Source organism: Agrobacterium fabrum str. C58, assembly GCF_000092025.1.
Lineage (GTDB): Bacteria > Pseudomonadota > Alphaproteobacteria > Rhizobiales > Rhizobiaceae > Agrobacterium > Agrobacterium fabrum.
Genome location: NC_003062.2, coordinates 132559 through 148376 on the forward strand (window position 1 = coordinate 132559; position 15818 = coordinate 148376).

General features: G+C 59.4%; 16 protein-coding genes. 7 read left to right on the forward strand and 9 right to left on the reverse strand.

Annotated elements, in window-relative coordinates; all coding sequences use genetic code 11:
• Nucleotides 1–7 precede the first annotated feature (7 nt).
• The 6 genes from ATU_RS00615 to deoA are packed head-to-tail and all read left to right on the forward strand — an operon-like array spanning nt 8 to nt 5387.
• Entirely contained in the window at nt 8–1111 is a 1104-nt protein-coding gene (locus ATU_RS00615) for an ABC transporter permease (RefSeq protein ID WP_010970668.1), read from the forward strand.
• Between the two features lie 6 nt (nt 1112–1117).
• Nucleotides 1118–2089, forward strand: coding sequence for an ABC transporter permease (locus ATU_RS00620; RefSeq protein WP_006309952.1), 972 nt, complete (start codon nt 1118–1120; stop codon nt 2087–2089).
• Between the two features lie 4 nt (nt 2090–2093).
• Nucleotides 2094–2498, forward strand: coding sequence for a cytidine deaminase (locus ATU_RS00625; RefSeq protein ID WP_010970669.1), 405 nt, complete (start codon nt 2094–2096; stop codon nt 2496–2498).
• Entirely contained in the window at nt 2498–3298 is an 801-nt protein-coding gene (locus tag ATU_RS00630) for a purine-nucleoside phosphorylase (protein WP_010970670.1), read from the forward strand. Before ATU_RS00625 ends, ATU_RS00630 begins: the two co-directional genes overlap by 1 nt.
• Nucleotides 3299–3300: 2 nt before the next feature.
• On the forward strand, nt 3301–4074 hold the full coding sequence (gene deoC / locus ATU_RS00635; RefSeq protein WP_010970671.1) for a deoxyribose-phosphate aldolase: 774 nt from the start codon (nt 3301–3303) through the stop codon (nt 4072–4074).
• On the forward strand, nt 4071–5387 hold the full coding sequence (gene deoA / locus ATU_RS00640) for a thymidine phosphorylase (RefSeq protein ID WP_010970672.1): 1317 nt from the start codon (nt 4071–4073) through the stop codon (nt 5385–5387). Before deoC ends, deoA begins: the two co-directional genes overlap by 4 nt.
• Here the strand turns inward: deoA and ATU_RS00645 are convergent.
• The 9 genes from ATU_RS00645 to cyoA form a co-directional block, all read right to left on the reverse strand.
• Nucleotides 5380–5901 (reverse strand): TIGR02281 family clan AA aspartic protease, encoded by a 522-nt coding sequence (locus tag ATU_RS00645; protein ID WP_035256042.1) that lies wholly within the window; start codon nt 5899–5901, stop codon nt 5380–5382. The two genes, deoA and ATU_RS00645, sit on opposite strands and share 8 nt — an antisense overlap.
• A 134-nt stretch (nt 5902–6035) precedes the next feature.
• Nucleotides 6036–6665, reverse strand: a complete 630-nt coding sequence (gene upp / locus ATU_RS00650) for a uracil phosphoribosyltransferase (protein WP_004439188.1) — start codon at nt 6663–6665, stop codon at nt 6036–6038.
• A 95-nt stretch (nt 6666–6760) separates the two neighbouring features.
• Nucleotides 6761–7738 (reverse strand): adenosine deaminase, encoded by a 978-nt coding sequence (locus ATU_RS00655; RefSeq protein WP_010970674.1) that lies wholly within the window; start codon nt 7736–7738, stop codon nt 6761–6763.
• The gene (locus ATU_RS00660; RefSeq protein ID WP_006309960.1) at nt 7735–8955 is read right to left on the reverse strand and encodes a phosphopentomutase; all 1221 of its coding nucleotides are present in this window, start codon (nt 8953–8955) and stop codon (nt 7735–7737) included. Before ATU_RS00660 ends, ATU_RS00655 begins: the two co-directional genes overlap by 4 nt.
• Nucleotides 8956–9070: 115 nt before the next feature.
• On the reverse strand, nt 9071–9832 hold the full coding sequence (locus tag ATU_RS00665) for an SURF1 family protein (protein WP_035256654.1): 762 nt from the start codon (nt 9830–9832) through the stop codon (nt 9071–9073).
• 178 nt (nt 9833–10010) lie between these two features.
• Nucleotides 10011–10403: a cytochrome o ubiquinol oxidase subunit IV gene (gene cyoD / locus ATU_RS00670; RefSeq protein WP_006309962.1), complete on the reverse strand. Its 393-nt coding sequence runs from the start codon at nt 10401–10403 to the stop codon at nt 10011–10013.
• Nucleotides 10403–11029 (reverse strand): cytochrome o ubiquinol oxidase subunit III, encoded by a 627-nt coding sequence (gene cyoC / locus ATU_RS00675; protein WP_010970676.1) that lies wholly within the window; start codon nt 11027–11029, stop codon nt 10403–10405. Before cyoC ends, cyoD begins: the two co-directional genes overlap by 1 nt.
• 6 nt (nt 11030–11035) lie before the next feature.
• The gene (gene cyoB, locus ATU_RS00680) at nt 11036–13039 is read right to left on the reverse strand and encodes a cytochrome o ubiquinol oxidase subunit I (protein WP_010970677.1); all 2004 of its coding nucleotides are present in this window, start codon (nt 13037–13039) and stop codon (nt 11036–11038) included.
• A gap of 76 nt (nt 13040–13115) precedes the next feature.
• The gene (gene cyoA / locus ATU_RS00685) at nt 13116–14189 is read right to left on the reverse strand and encodes a ubiquinol oxidase subunit II (RefSeq protein ID WP_006309965.1); all 1074 of its coding nucleotides are present in this window, start codon (nt 14187–14189) and stop codon (nt 13116–13118) included.
• A 305-nt stretch (nt 14190–14494) separates the two neighbouring features.
• On the opposite strand from cyoA, the gene ATU_RS00690 reads away from it, so the two are divergent.
• Nucleotides 14495–15817: an MFS transporter gene (locus ATU_RS00690; protein WP_006309966.1), complete on the forward strand. Its 1323-nt coding sequence runs from the start codon at nt 14495–14497 to the stop codon at nt 15815–15817.
• The last annotated feature ends 1 nt before the right edge of the window (nt 15818 follow it).

Below are 15818 nucleotides of genomic sequence, written 5' to 3' on the forward strand. Positions count from 1 at the left end.
GGCATGAATGAGCACCGCTTCCACCCCCCTGCCAAACTGGATCAGCTACGGCCTGTTGCCGCTGCTGAATGTCGTCACCGCCTTCCTGATTTCCGGCCTCGTCGTCTGGTCGATTGGGGAAAACCCGCTGGCGGCGCTTCGCCTGCTGATCGAAGGCGCGCTCGGCCGAGGTGACGCCATTGGCTTCACGCTGTTTTACACGACGAGCTTCATCTTCACCGGCCTCTCCGTTGCCGTTGCCTTCCATGCCGGTCTGTTCAACATCGGCTCCGAAGGTCAGGCCTATGTTGGTGGTCTGGGTGCGGCGCTGGTGGCGCTGGCGCTTGACCGTTACGTGCCCTGGTATGTGACGATGCCCTTCGCCGTCATCGGTGCTGCGGTTTTTGGTGCCGCCTGGGCCTTTATTCCGGCCTGGCTTCAAGCCAAACGCGGTAGCCATGTCGTCATCACCACCATCATGTTCAACTTCATCGCTGCGGCCTTGATGGTTTATCTTTTGGTGAATGTGCTGATCGTGCCGGGCAAGATGGCGCCGGAAACGCGCACCTTCTTGCCCGGTGGCCAACTGCCGAAGCTGGACTGGCTGATGGCGTGGTTCGGCCTCAAGCTCGGACCGGCACCGTTCAACGTGTCCTTCCTCATCGCTCTGGTCATGTGTTTTCTCGTCTGGGTGCTGATCTGGCGCACCAAGCTCGGTTATGAAATGCGCACGCTGGGCGTCAGCCCGTCGGCAGCCATCTATGCCGGCATTCCCTATTCACGCACCGTCATCATCGCCATGCTCATTTCCGGCGGTCTGGCGGGCATGATGGCGCTGAACCCGGTCATGGGCGCGTCCGCCCGCCTGCAGGTGGAATTTGTCGGGGGTGCGGGCTTTGTCGGCATTGCTGTTTCGCTGATGGGGCGGAGTCATCCGCTCGGCATCATCTTCTCGGCATTGCTGTTCGGCATTCTCTATCAGGGCGGCGCAGACCTTTCCTTCGAGATGCCCAACATTACCCGCGAGATGATCGTGGTCATCCAGGGTCTGGTAATCCTGTTCGCCGGCGCGCTGGAATATATGTACCGGCCCGCGATCGTCCACATCTACCAGCGTCTGGCAAAGGGGTGAGCTGACATGGATTTTTTCGATATGCTGGTCAGCATTCTCGGCTCGACCGTCCGCCTCACCATCCCGCTGCTCTTCACCGCACTTGCCGGGCTGTTTTCCGAGCGCGCCGGCGTGTTCGATATCGGCCTTGAAGGCAAGATGCTGGCGGCGGCCTTTGCTTCCGCCTGCGTCGCCTATCTTACCGCAAACCCGTGGGCTGGCCTTCTGGCCGGCATTGGGGTCTCCATACTGTTTTCTCTGATCCATGGCTTTGCCGTCATCACCAATCGCGGCAACCAGATCGTGTCAGGCGTGGCGCTCAACTTCATCGCCGCCGGACTGACGGTGGTTCTGGGGCAGGCCTGGTTCGGACAGGGCGGGCGCACGCCGCAATTACCGGGGGAAGGGCGTTTTGCGCCGATCATCCTGCCCGGTGCGGATGCGATGCGCGAGGTGCCCTTCATCGGCCCGCTTTATGCCAATGTCATTTCCGGCAACAATATCCTGACCTATCTCGCATTCCTCGCGGTGCCGCTCTCCTGGTGGGTGCTGTACCGCACCCGTTTTGGCCTGCGCCTGCGCGCCGTCGGTGAAAATCCGGGTGCTGTCGATACGGCCGGCATTTCGGTGACATGGATGCGTTACCGCGCTGTCATCGTCGCCGGTTTCCTCTGCGGTTTCTCAGGTGCCTATCTCGCCGTTGCACAATCGGCTGCCTTCATCGCCAACATGTCGGCCGGCAAGGGTTATATTGCGCTTGCCGCGCTGATCTTCGCGAAATGGAAGCCGGTGCCAGTCATGTTTGCCTGCCTGCTGTTCGGTTTTCTGGATGCTTTCGCCAATTTCATGCAGGGCAAATCCGTGCCTGGCATCGGCGAGGTGCCGGTGCAGATTTTCCAGGCCATGCCCTATATCCTGACCTGCATCCTGCTTGCCGGTTTCATCGGCGTTGCCAAGCCCCCCAAGGCCGGTGGCGTTGCCTATGCGAAGGAGCGTTAAACCCATGTCCTCCGACCCAAAATCCCATGCCCTGTTCGAGGCGGCGGTGGAGGCCATGGCCTTCGCTTATGCGCCCTATTCGAAATTTCCGGTCGGCGCAGCGATCCGCGCTGAAGATGGAAAAATCTATACGGGCGCCAATATCGAGAATATCTCCTTCCCTCAAGGCTGGTGCGCGGAGCCATCAGCCATCAGCGCCATGATCATGGGCGGAGCGAAAAAGATCAGCGAAGTGGCCGTCATCGCTGAAAAGCTGCCGCTCTGCTCTCCCTGCGGCGGTTGCCGGCAGAAGATTGCGGAATTCGCCACGCCGGAGACGAAGATTTATCTTTGCGACGAAACTGGCGTCCAGAAAGTCATGACCATGGAAGAGCTTTTGCCCTCCGTCTTCAAGACCGAGCTGCCCTGATGACGGACGGTCTGATCGATATTCTGGTGGAGCGCCTGAACGGCCTCATGCCGCGCGTCGCCATAGTTCTGGGGTCTGGCCTTGGTTCGCTGGTGGAAGAGGTAAGCGATCCGATCCGCGTGCCCTATGCCAATCTTCCCGGCTTCCCCACAAGCGGCGTTTCCGGCCATGCGGGCGAGCTGGTGGCTGGTTATCTGGGTGGTGAGCCTGTCATGATGCTCTCCGGCCGGGTGCATTATTACGAAAAGGGTGATCCGGCCGCCATGCGCGCGGTCATCGAAGCGCTTGCCGGTCTCGGCGTACAATCGCTCATCCTCACCAATTCGGCGGGTTCAGTCAGGCAGGACATGCCGCCCGGCTCGGTCATGCAGATCACTGACCATATCAATTATTCCGGCATGAACCCGCTGATCGGTGAAGAAAGCGACCGCCGCTTCGTTGGCATGACTACGGCTTATGATCCGGATCTCATGCTCGCCATGCGCAATGCCGCCATCCGCGCGACAGTTCCGCTGTTCGGCGGCGTCTATATGTGGTTTTCGGGACCGAGCTTCGAAACGCCGGCAGAAATCCGCATGGCGCGGGTGCTGGGTGCAGATGCCGTCGGCATGTCCACGGTGCCGGAAGTCATCCTTGCGCGCTTTTTCGGGATGCGCGTTGCTGCCGCATCGGTTATTACCAACTACGGTGCCGGCATGACCGGCGCGGAACTGAGCCATGAAGAAACCAAGGATATGGCTCCCGTGGGCGGCAAAAGACTTGCCGCCATCCTAAAGGAAATGATCGCAGGAGGAGCGTGACCATGGAACTCCAGCGTCCGCGCGAAGCGGCTGCCCTCACTTTGTCCTTGCTGGACCTGACCAATCTTAGGGAAGACTGCACGCCGCAGCAGATCGCAACCCTCTGCCAGCGGGCGCATACGGAGTTTGGCAACACCGCTGCCATTTGCATCTGGCCGCGTTTCGTCGCGCAGGCCCGAGCGGCGTTCGGAAAAGACCACACGATTCGCATCGCAACGGTCGTGAATTTCCCCTCCGGCGATCTCGATGTCGCGACCGTGGTTGCGGAAACGGAAGCTGCAATCGGCGATGGCGCCGACGAAATCGATCTGGTCATTCCCTATCGTAAATTCATGGCAGGCGATGAATCGGCGGTGGCCGAAATGATCGCGGCCGTGCGTAAGGCTTGCGCGGCACCTGTGTTGCTCAAGGTCATTCTTGAGACCGGTGAGCTGAAGGACAAGGCCCTGATCCGCCGTGCCTCGGAAATCGCCATTGCCGAAGGGGCGGATTTCATCAAGACCTCGACCGGCAAGGTCGCCGTCAATGCCACGCTGGAAGCGGCCGATATCATGCTGCAGGCGATCCGGGACAGCAAAAAGAAGGTGGGCTTCAAGCCGGCCGGCGGCATCGGCACGGTGGAGGACGCGACACTATACCTGCGGCTGGCGGAAACCATCATGGCGCCCAACTGGGCCATGCCGTCGACCTTCCGTTTCGGTGCCTCGGGCGTCCTCGATGATGTGCTGAACGTGCTGGCCGGCGGCGAACCGGCCAAGGCCGCCAGCGGGTATTGAGCTTGATCCCGCAGGAAATCATCCGCCGCAAACGCGATGGCCTGTCGCTCGCGCCACAGGAGATTGCCGCTTTCATCGAAGCGCTGTCGAAAGACGGCATATCGGAAGGGCAGGCGGCCGCTTTTGCCATGGCGGTGTTTTTCCGTGGCATGAACCGCGACGAAATGGTGGCGCTGACGCTTGCCATGCGCGACAGCGGCGATGTCCTCTCCTGGCGCGATATTGGCAGGCCGGTGGCGGACAAGCATTCCACCGGCGGTGTCGGTGACAATGTCTCCCTGATGCTGGCTCCCATCGTTGCCGCCTGCGGTCTTGCGGTGCCGATGATATCAGGCAGGGGCCTTGGCCACACCGGTGGCACGCTCGACAAGCTGGAAGCCATCCCCGGTTATGATGTCATGCCGGATGAGGCTCTGTTTCGCCGGACGGTGCAGTCGGTGGGCTGCGCCATCATCGGCCAGACGGGCGATCTCGCCCCCGCCGACAAACGCCTCTACGCTATCAGGGACGTGACGGCGACCGTCGATTCCATTCCGCTGATTACCGCTTCCATTCTTTCGAAGAAGCTCGCGGCCGGGCTTGAGACGCTGGTTCTCGACGTGAAGGTCGGCAACGGCGCCTTCATGCAAAGCCTGGAGGATGCCCGCATTCTCGCCCGCGCGCTGGTCGATGTGGCGAATGGCGCCGGCCTGCCGACGACGGCGCTGATCACCGACATGAACCAGCCGCTCTGCGATGCAGCCGGCAATGCCGTCGAAATTGTCAACTGCCTGGAGTTTCTGGCCGGTGGAAAGGCCGGCACCCGTCTGGAGAAGGTGGTCCTATCCTTCGCCGCAGAAATGCTGGTGCAGGCTCGCAAAGCCGCGACATTGGAGGAAGGCGAGGCGCTGGCGTCGGCGGCTCTCTCCTCCGGCCGCGCCATGGAGATCTTCGCGCGGATGGTTTCGGTACTGGGCGGCCCGTCGGATTTTATCGAGAATCCATCCCGTTACTTGGCCTGTGCACCGATCATCCTCCCGGTTCCCGCTGCACGAAGCGGCTGGCTCGCATCCTGTGCAACGCGCGATCTCGGCATGGTTGTCGTCGAACTCGGCGGCGGCAGAACAAAACCCTCGGACACCATCAATCCGGCAGTCGGTATTTCGGATATTCTGCCGCTTGGCGTAAGGGTGGAGAAGGGCGAGCCGATCGCCGTCGTTCACGCAGCCTCCAGCGAAGACGCGGAGCGTGCGGTCAAGAGAATAGAGGACTGTTTTGGGATTGCGGATAACGCTCCGGAAATCGCGGCATCTGTCCTCGAGCGGATCACCTGACCAGCCGCATTTCGCCGCCCGATACCTTAAAGGACGATAGTTGCTTCAAAAAGCTCATGCCGACCAGCATGTTGCTCAGTGCATTGTCCTTCAGCACCATGGTATCGACATTCTGAACGCGGATCGCGCCAATCTCCACCCGGTCGAGTTTCACATGGGCCGCCAGGGTCTGACCATTGGCTGTCGAAATCGCATATTTGAAATCGAGGCTGTTGACGCCGTAACCGAGCCGGCGCGCCATCGTCTCGTTGATCGCCACCATGGAGGCACCGGTATCGACAAGCCCGTCGAATGATTTGCCGTTGATGCGGAAGGTGGCATTGAAGTGACCGCGTTCATCCGCCTTCAGGCTGACGCTGCCCAGCGAAACCGGCTGCGGTCTGGAAGCTTCGGCGGTGGCGCCGGATTTTGCAGCGCCGGTTTCCGGGTGCGGCTGAAATTTTTCCATCAGCGCTGGAATCTGCGTGGCGCTGACTGAAAGACCGACAAGCAGAAAAATCGCACGCGCCAGCAAGTGATTGCTCCTCATGGGCAAGGGTTAACCCTCTGCAGCATAGGCGCAAAACATGCTGAAATCTTAAAAGAAAAAGCCATTCGCCGCTTATCGGGCGGCGAATGGCTCAAACGGTTAAGCAAGGATGAACGGCGTTATTTGGTGCCGTACATGCGGTCACCGGCATCGCCGAGGCCGGGAACGATATAGCCTTTTTCGTTCAGGTGCCGGTCGATTGCGGCCGTGTAAATCGGCACATCGGGATGCGCTTCACGGAAATTCTTGATGCCCTCTGGTGCCGCCAGCAGACACAGGAAACGGATGTTCTTCGCACCGCGCTCTTTGAGCTTTTCAACGGCGGCGATGGAGGAATTGCCGGTCGCCAGCATCGGATCGACAACGATGACCAGGCGGGCATCGAGGCTTTCGGGAGCCTTGAAATAATATTCGACGGCCTCAAGCGTATCGTGGTCACGATAGACGCCGACATGCGCCACGCGTGCGGACGGAACCAACTCCAGCATGCCTTCCAGAAGACCATTGCCAGCGCGCAGGATGGAAGCGAAAACCAGCTTCTTGCCTTCCAGAACCGGTGCCTGAATGGTCTCGAGCGGCGTATCGATGGTTTCCATCGTCATTTCAAGATCACGCGTCACTTCATAGCAGAGCAGCGTCGAAATTTCCCTGAGCAGACGGCGGAAGCCGGCCGTGGAAGTTTCCTTCTTGCGCATGATGGTGAGTTTGTGCCGCACCAGCGGATGTTCGATGACTGTGACGCCGTCCATGAAACTGGCCTTCCTTTTTATCTTATGCCCTGTAATTCACCGAAAGCACGTTTTTCGCAAGCCTTCTTCGCGGTTTTACCCTGCCAACAACCGTCTCAGGCGTCACCCAATCTAGCAAGCAGCCGCTCGCGCGTTGCCTCGTCCACAAAGGCGCATTCCAGTGCGGTGCGAGTCATGCGGTTGATCTCGGCATCGTTGAAACCGAAAGCGTCCGCAGCCAGCGCATATTCCCGCGCAAGCGAGGTGAAGAAGAACGGCGGGTCGTCGGAACTGATGCAGACGCGCACCCCGGCATCGCTCAGAGCTTTCAGCGGGTGGCTGGCAAAATCGGGATAGACGCTGAGCGCGATATTGGAGCCGGGGCAGACTTCGAGGACTGTTCCTGTCTCGACCAGCCGGGAGATGAGAGCGGCATCTTCGATAGCGCGCACGCCGTGGCCGATACGCGACGGTTTGACGAGATCGAGCGCGTCGGCAACGCTTTCCGGCCCGCAAACCTCACCGGCATGGATCGTCAACCCAAGTCCCGCATCACGGGCGATATCGAAGGCGCGGGCGTAATCGGCAACCCGGCCCATGCGTTCTTCGCCCGCCATGTTGAAGCCGGTTACCAGCGGATGCCTGATCCGCGCCGCATATTCGGCCGCCGCGATCACCCGCTCGGGGCCGAAATGCCGCTCGCCCGTGACGATGATGCGGGTTTCGATGCCGGTCTTTTCTTTCGCGATGCGGATACCCTCGGCAACGCCGGCGAGATAGGCGTCCGCGCCAAGCCCGATGCGATCGCCATGATCCGGCGAAATGATCAGTTCGCTATAGATCGTATTGGCCTCGGCCAGTTCCGTCAGATAGGTTTCCGTCAGGACCGCATAGTCCTCATCGGACTTGAATACCTGCGCCACCGCATCGTAGCACTGGATGAATTCCGCAAAATCCGACCAGACATATTGGCCGTCGCGCAGAAAGCCGCTGGTGTCTATGCCGTATTTCTCCGCCTGTTTCACAACGAGGGCGGGGGGTGCTGCACCTTCGAGGTGGCAGTGAATTTCCGCTTTCAGCAAATGCGATGTCAAATGAAGCTCCTGCCGTGTGAACCGGCCTCTATGCCAAGATGGTGGGCGATACTTTCGCCAATATCGGCGTAGCTTGAACGAATACCGACATCGCGGGAACGGATGCCTGGCCCGAATGCCATGATCGGCACCCTTTCGCGCGTATGGTCCGTGCCCCGCCAGGTGGGATCGCAACCATGGTCGGCGGTGAGAAGCGCTATATCGCCAGGTGCCATCTTGCGGTGGATTTCCGGAATACGCGCATCGAAGGCCTCAAGCGCCGCCGCATAACCGGCAACGTCTCGGCGGTGGCCGTAAAGCATGTCGAAATCGACGAAATTGGTGAAGACGAGATCGCCGTTTTCAGCCTCGTCAATGGCATGCAGCGTCGCATCCATCAAGGCGGCGTTGCCATTTGCCTTGATGACGCGCGTCACACCCTGATGGGCATAGATGTCGCCGATCTTGCCGATGGCATGCACCTTGCGGCCCGCCTCCACCAGCCGGTCGAGCAGGGTCGGCTCCGGCGGCGGGACGGAGAAGTCCCGGCGGTTGCCGGTGCGTTCGAAGGTGGCGACCGTCTCGCCGATGAAGGGGCGGGCGATCACACGACCGATATTCAGGGGATCGAGCAGTTTGCGCACCGTCTCGCAGAGCGCGATAAGCCGATCCAGACCAAAGTGGGTTTCATGCGCGGCAATCTGGAACACGGAATCGGAAGAGGTGTAGCAGATCGGCTTGCCGCTCCGGATATGTTCTTCACCGAGCGCAGCGATGATCTCGGTACCGGAAGCATGGCAATTGCCGAGGATGCCGGGAATATCGGCTTGCCTGCAGATCGCCTCAACCAGCTCCGGTGAAAAGGCGTCGCCCTCCGTCGGGAAATAACCCCAGTCGAAGGTCACCGGCGTTCCGGCGATCTCCCAATGGCCCGAAGGCGTGTCCTTGCCCTTGGAGATTTCGCTGGCTGAGCCATGCAGGCCAAAAATCCGCTCCGGCGGTTCCATGCCGGCGGGAATGTCGCCGCTTGCCTGCCTTGCGATCTCCAGGAGACCTAGCGAACACATGTTCGGCAGCTTCAGCGGACCGGCCCGAAGCCCGGCTCTATCCGCCGCCCCTGCCGCGCAGAATTCCGCGATATGACCGAGCGTATTTGCACCAAGATCGCCATAACGCTCTGCGTCAGGCGCACCGCCGACACCGAAGGAATCCAGAACGAGAAGAAATGCTCTTGCCATAGCTCACCGAAACAAAATTGCGCCGACGGGGCAATGTCAGGCCGAACTGTCGTTATAGATCAGCAAAACGTGAAGAAGGAAGCGCTTTTATGAACCATCCGGTAAAACCAGCGGTTCAATCAGCATCCCGTTTCGATTTCGGTGCGTTGAGGTTGCGTAGCACATACCAGCCGGCCGCCACCACCATCGCCGCCAGAATATACCATGTCACGGCGTAGGAGAGGTGGTTGTTGGGGAAAGTGAGCATGGTCTTGCCGCCAACCGGCAGGCCACCCGGATTGGGTGTCGCATCCGCATCGACATAAAAGGGCGCGACGTCTGAAAGCCCGGATGCCTGCGTGATCTGAGGGATATTGCGGGAATACCAGCGGCCATTTGCCGGGTCGTTGGTTCTAAGGAAAAGCCCACCGGTTTCCGGCGCGCGCATCAGCCCGACGATCTCGACGTTTCCGGTCGGTTCACCTCCCGTGCGCGAGGATGGATCGCGCCGGTCGGAGGGCACGAAACCGCGATTGACGATGATGCTTGAACCATCGTCGCGCCGAAGCGGGGTCATGACCCAGTAGCCGGGCCCGAGATCGGTGACCGTGTAGACCTGAACTTCCCTGTCGTTAAGGAGTGTGCCGGTCAGTTTCACGCGACGATATTCGTAATCCGAGGGATTGCCGAGGGCCGGCCAGTCGCTGGCGGCAGGGGCATCGACTGGCTCGGCATGGGCGCGGACGTCGACGCGCTCGATCAGGTCTAGTTTCCAGAAAAGGCGCTGAACCTGCCATGTTCCAAGCGCCAGCAGGCAGCCCGTCAGGGCAATGGTCAAAAACAGGACGACGATTGCCGCAGGGCGGATGCGCCGGTTTTGGGGTGCGATTTCGCTCATGTCACGGTCCTTGCGAAGCGCAACCGGCAGAGAGATCGTCTGCTTCGGCGGGCCTCGTTCCGCCCGCATGCGCTTCCTCCAGCAAATAACCCCATAAATCGCGCCAGGATTCATGGGGTTATGTGTTGGCGCGGAAAGCGGCCTGCCGGCTTCCGGCAGGCCGCTGATTTATCGCTGCTCAGGGCAGGTTCTTCACATCCTCGATGTGCAGCGGCATCATGTTCTTGTTCATGTTGTACATGACCCAAAGCGAGCCGGAGAGCGTGATCAGCAGCACCACAACGGTGAAGATCAGCGCCATGAAGGTCCAGCCGCCTTCGGACCTGGTGTCCATGTGCAGGAAGTAGATCATGTGCACGAAGATCTGGATGACGCCGAGACCCATGATGGCGATGACGAGCAGGGTCTTGTTTTCAAGAACGCCACCCATGACCAGCCAAAAGGGGATCGCCGTCAGAATGACCGACAGGACGAAGCCGATCATGTAGCTTTTGAACGTGCCGTGGCTTGCGCCATCATGGTGATGGTCGTCGCCATGCGCGTCGTGATGTGCGTGTGCTTCGGAACTCATCAAAGAACTCCCATGAGGTAAACGAAGGAGAAGACGCCGATCCAGATGACGTCAAGGAAGTGCCAGAACATTGAAAGGCACATCAGGCGGCGCTTGTTTGCGGCGATCAGGCCGTGTTTTGCTACCTGAACCATCAGCGTAACGAGCCAGATGGTGCCGAAGGTGACGTGCAGACCGTGGGTGCCGACCAGAGCGAAGAAAGCCGAAAGGAAGGCCGAACGTTGCGGGCCGGCACCTTCTTCGATCAGGTGGTGAAACTCGTAAAGTTCCACGGCAAGGAAGGCGAGGCCGAAGAGGCCGGTGATGCCGAGCCAGATCAGCGTCGACTTCACCTTCTGCTTTTCCATTTCCAGCATGGCGAAGCCATAGGTGATGGAGGAGAGAAGCAGGAAGCCGGTGTTGATAGCCACGAGCTTGAGATCGAAAAGATCCGCGCCTGAAGGACCGGCCGCATAGCTGCGGCCGAGAACGGCATAGGTGGCGAAGAGCACGGCAAAGATCAGGCAGTCGCTCATCAGATAGAGCCAGAAGCCGATCGAAGTGCCGTTTTCCGGGTGGTGGTCTTCCTTCAGGTAAAAGACCGGTGGTTCAGCGCCGTCGACGCTTTGTGCAGGTGTATGAGCCATGTTCCGTTACGCCTGTTTCGCGAGCAGCTTCGTACGCTCCGCCTCGACGGTCGAAACGTCGGACGCGGGAATGTAATAATCGCGATTGTAGTTGAAGGTGTGGGCGATGGAGACCGCGATGACGCCGATGAAGGACAGCGCGGCGAGCCACCAGATGTGCCACACCAGGGCGAAGCCGAGCACCACGCTGATGGCGCTGATGATGACGCCTGCACCGGTATTCTTCGGCATATGGATCGGAATGAAGCCGTCCAGCGGACGGCTGTAGCCGCGCTTCTTCATATCATGCCAGGCATCCACGTCGTGAATGACCGGCGTGAAGGCGAAGTTGTACTGCGGCGGTGGCGACGATGTCGACCATTCCAGCGTACGGGCGTTGTAGGGATCGCCGGTGACGTCACGCAGCTGGTCGCGCTTCAGGAAGCTGACGATGAGCTGGATGATGAAGGAGGCGATGCCGAGCGCGATCAGGAAGGCGCCGAAGGCGGCAATCACGAACCAGATCTGCAGTGAATTATCCTCGAACTGGCTGATACGGCGGGTGATGCCCATCAGGCCGAGAATATAGAGCGGCATGAAGGCGAAATAGAAGCCGATGAACCAGAACCAGAAGGACAGCTTGCCCCAGAACGGATCGAGACGGTAACCGAAGGCTTTCGGGAACCAGTAGACGATACCGGCCAGAACGCCGAAGACCACGCCGCCGATGATCGTGTTGTGGAAATGCGCGATCAGGAACAGCGAGTTGTGCAGCACGAAGTCCGCCGGCGGAACGGCGAGAAGAACGCCGGTCATGCCACCGATGACGAAGGTGATCATGAAGCCGATCGTCCACAGCATCGGCACGTCGAACTTGATGCGGCCCTTATACATGGTGAAGAGCCAGTTGAAAATCTTCGCACCCGTGGGGATCGAGATGATCATCGTGGTGATGCCGAAGAAGGCATTGACGTTGGCGCCCGAACCCATGGTGAAGAAGTGGTGCAGCCAGACGAGGTAGGAGAGGATGGTGATGACGGCGGTGGCGTAAACCATCGACGCGTAACCGAACAGACGCTTGCCCGAGAAGGTGGCAACGATTTCGGAGAAGATACCGAAAGCCGGCAGCACCAGAATGTAAACCTCGGGGTGGCCCCAGATCCAGATGAGGTTGACATACATCATCGGATTGCCGCCGAGATCGTTGGTGAAGAAATTCGTACCAGCGTAGCGGTCAAGGGTCAGAAGCGCGAGCGTCGCAGTCAGGATCGGGAAGGATGCGACGATCAGGATGTTAGAACACAGCGACGTCCAGACGAAGATCGGCATGCGCATCATGGTCATGCCAGGCGCGCGCATCTTGATGATGGTCACGATCAGGTTGATGCCCGATAGCGTCGTTCCCACACCGGCGATCTGCAGACCCCAAATGTAATAATCGACCCCGACCCCAGGGCTGCCATCGATGCCGGACAGCGGCGGATAGGCGAGCCAGCCGGTCTGCGCATATTCACCCACGAACAGCGAGATCATGGTGATGATGGCGCCAGCCGTGGTCATCCAGAAGGAGAAGTTGTTGAGGAAGGGGAACGAAACGTCGCGGGCGCCGATCTGCAGCGGCACGACGAAGTTCATGAGGCCGGTGATCATCGGCATGGCCATGAAAAAGATCATGATGACGCCATGGGCCGTGAAGATCTGGTCGTAGTGATGCGGCGGAAGGTAACCCTCCGATCCGCCGGACGCGATCGCCTGCTGGACACGCATCATGATGGCATCCGCAAAGCCGCGCAGCAGCATGACCAGCGCCAGAATGATGTACATGATACCGATCTTCTTGTGATCGATGCTCGTGAACCATTCATTCCAGAGGTAGCCCCACAGGCGGAAGTAGGTGAGGGCGCCGACGACGACGATGCCGCCCAGGGCCACAGCCGCGAAGGTGGCGACAAGAATGGGCTCGTGAAGCGGGATGGATTCCCATGTCAGCTTCCCGAACAGGAACGACGTTTGATCGGAATTGACGATCATTTTCAGCCTCTTGCGATTCTAAGACGTAAGATCGGCGCAGCCATTGGCCGCGCCGCAGAATGCCGGGACGTATCCGTCAGCCAGCGACTTGTTTCGTTTCCGGCAGCGCTGCGGGTTCAAAAGTCTGACCTTTGATCGCAGCCGGAGTGGATTGGGGTCCGCTGGCGACGCCGTAAGGCGCAAGCGGTGTGCAGACGACGGAGTTCAGCGCCTTGGCGATGTCGATACCTTCCTTGCCGCCGCCGCCATTGGCGTCGATATGCATCATGTCGCGCATGCAGAGCTTGTTGGGTTCCACGCAGCGGTTGAGGATGGCGCTGTACAGCTCCGGATCGACCGAAGCGAAATATTGCACCGGCTCACGCTCGGAAGGCTTGGCGAATTCCAGATATTCCTGCCGGCCGAAGCCCTTGCCGCCTTCTTTCACCTTGGCCACCCACTGGTCGAAGCCCTGCTGGCTGAGGCCATGGAACTTGAAGCGCATATGCGAGAAGCCGGGGCCGGAGAAGTTGGCCGAGATGCCGTCGTAGACACCTTCCTTGTTGATGACCGCGTGCAGCTTGGTCTGCATGCCGCCCATGGCGTAGATCTGGCCGGCAAGTGCGGGAACGAAGAAGGAGTTCATCGCGGTCGTGCCGGTGATCTTGAAATTGATCGGAACATCGACCGGCGCGGCAAATTCGTTGACGCTGCCGATGCCGAGTTCGGGATAGAAGAACAGCCACTTCCAGTCCATGGCCACCACTTCCACCGTGATCGGCTTGATATCGGCGGTAACCTGACGGTTCTCGTCGATGCGTTCAAGCGGGCGATAGGGGTCGAGACGGTGGGTGGAAATCCACGTCACGGTGCCGAGCATCAGGATGATGGCGACGGGAGCCGACCAGATCACCATTTCAAGGCGTGTAGAGTGATGCCACTCGGGATCGTAATCTTCGGCCTTGGCCGACTCGCGGTACTTCCAGGCGAAAAACAGCGTCAGGACGATGACCGGGACGATGATCAGCAGCATCAGGACTGTTGACGTGATGATAAGATCGCGCTGCTGGATAGCCACGTCGCCCGAAGGGTTCATGACGACCAGATTGCAGCCGCTGAGCAACAGCAGGGCCGGGATTGCCAGAAGGGCGGATGGGAGTTTTTTGATCATGCGCACGTTCTTTGAACTCGTACAGTTTGGATTACGCCGCGAATAATTGCCGAAGGTCATTTTTGAAATGAGGTATATTGTCGCGGTGCAGCGAAGCCTTCGCGATGCACCATATGCCAGGCAGTACTACGTTTAGAGGCGAGCGGCTGCATTATCGCACGGTCGGCGCGCTCGGCAACCCTTTATTGTCAAACTTCAATTGACGTTACGTAGGGTGCGTGTGACAATCCGTCGCATCGTAACGCAACGGAAGAGGAGCCCGAGCGTTACAGGGAATGGTTCGTCCATGACGCAGGAGGGATATTATGAGTTATACCAATGCTGCTCCATCCTTTGGGCAGGCACCGGAGGCAAACGGGGCTGGTCCCACGAGCGTCGATCCGGATCGCATCACGATTGCGGTCATTCTTGCGAGAATGACTGAATTCTTTGACTTTTTCATCTATGCCATCGCCTCTGCGCTTGTTTTTCCGCACGTCTTCTTTTCCTTCGTCGATCCTCTGACGGCCACGCTTTATTCCTTTGCGGTATTCTCGCTTGCCTTTATCGCAAGACCGATCGGCTCGCTGATCTTCCTCCAGATCGATCGCAAGTTCGGTCGAGCGGTCAAGCTGATGGCGGCGCTCTTCACGCTCTGTGGTTCCACCATGGCGATCAGCTTCCTTCCTTCTTATGACGAAGCGGGCATGCTTGCGCCCTGTCTTCTGGCCGCGTTCCGTATCGGTCAGGGCCTCGGCCTTGGCGGTGCCTGGGACGGTCTTGTCTCGCTGCTTGCCATGAATGCACCGCAGAAGCAGCGCGGCTGGTACGCCATGATGCCGCAGATCGGTGCGGCCATGGGCTTCGGTCTCGCCAGCGCTTTCTTCATCGTTTTCGTCACCCAGCTTTCCAATGCCGAGTTCCTCGCCTGGGGCTGGCGTTTCCCGTTCTTCGTGGCGCTGGCGCTCAATGTTCTGGCACTCTTTGCCCGCCTGCGCATGATCGTGACGCCGGAATTCCAGGCCATGCTGGAACAGCATGAGTTGGAACCGCGCCCGATGTTCAGGATGTTGCGTTCGCAGTTTCCGGTGGTTCTCACGGGCGCCTTCGTGCCGCTGGCAAGTTTTGCGCTGTTTCACCTCGTTACGGTCTTCCCGCTGAGCTGGGTTTCCCTTAATACCAGCCAGCGTGTTTCCGACTTCCTGTTCGTGCAATTCGTCAGCGCCATCATTTGCGGCGGCATGATCGTGGTATCCGGCATTCTGGCCGACAGGATCGGCCGGCGGAAGCTTCTGGCCATCGCCGCAGCTCTCATCGGTCTCTTCAGCCTCGTAGCACCCGTTCTCCTGAGTTCGGGCGATATCGGTCGTTATCTCTTCGTCCTGATCGGCTTTTCGTTGCTGGGTCTCTCCTTCGGCCAGGCGGGCGGTGCGCTCGCCTCCCGTTTCAGCCGTGAATACCGCTACACCGGCGCGTCGCTCACCTCGGATATTTCCTGGCTGATCGGTGCCGGTTTCGCACCGCTCGTGGCACTCGGATTTTCGTCCAAATTCGGATTGTTCGCGGTCGGAATTTACCTGATGTCGGGAGCTGTCTGTACGCTGGTTGCCCTTTGGTTCAGCCGGACGCTGGAAATGCCTTCGGAGTGAT

Coding starts and splice junctions, on each gene's coding strand:
- ATU_RS00615 (WP_010970668.1), top strand. CDS start 8: ATGAGCACCGCTTCCACCCCCCTGCCAAACTGGATCAGCTACGGCCTG.
- ATU_RS00620 (WP_006309952.1), top strand. CDS start 1,118: ATGGATTTTTTCGATATGCTGGTCAGCATTCTCGGCTCGACCGTCCGC.
- ATU_RS00625 (WP_010970669.1), top strand. CDS start 2,094: ATGTCCTCCGACCCAAAATCCCATGCCCTGTTCGAGGCGGCGGTGGAG.
- ATU_RS00630 (WP_010970670.1), top strand. CDS start 2,498: ATGACGGACGGTCTGATCGATATTCTGGTGGAGCGCCTGAACGGCCTC.
- deoC (WP_010970671.1), top strand. CDS start 3,301: ATGGAACTCCAGCGTCCGCGCGAAGCGGCTGCCCTCACTTTGTCCTTG.
- upp (WP_004439188.1), bottom strand. CDS start 6,665: ATGGACGGCGTCACAGTCATCGAACATCCGCTGGTGCGGCACAAACTC.
- ATU_RS00660 (WP_006309960.1), bottom strand. CDS start 8,955: ATGGCAAGAGCATTTCTTCTCGTTCTGGATTCCTTCGGTGTCGGCGGT.
- ATU_RS00665 (WP_035256654.1), bottom strand. CDS start 9,832: ATGAGCGAAATCGCACCCCAAAACCGGCGCATCCGCCCTGCGGCAATC.
- cyoD (WP_006309962.1), bottom strand. CDS start 10,403: ATGAGTTCCGAAGCACACGCACATCACGACGCGCATGGCGACGACCAT.
- cyoC (WP_010970676.1), bottom strand. CDS start 11,029: ATGGCTCATACACCTGCACAAAGCGTCGACGGCGCTGAACCACCGGTC.
- cyoB (WP_010970677.1), bottom strand. CDS start 13,039: ATGATCGTCAATTCCGATCAAACGTCGTTCCTGTTCGGGAAGCTGACA.
- cyoA (WP_006309965.1), bottom strand. CDS start 14,189: ATGATCAAAAAACTCCCATCCGCCCTTCTGGCAATCCCGGCCCTGCTG.
- ATU_RS00690 (WP_006309966.1), top strand. CDS start 14,495: ATGAGTTATACCAATGCTGCTCCATCCTTTGGGCAGGCACCGGAGGCA.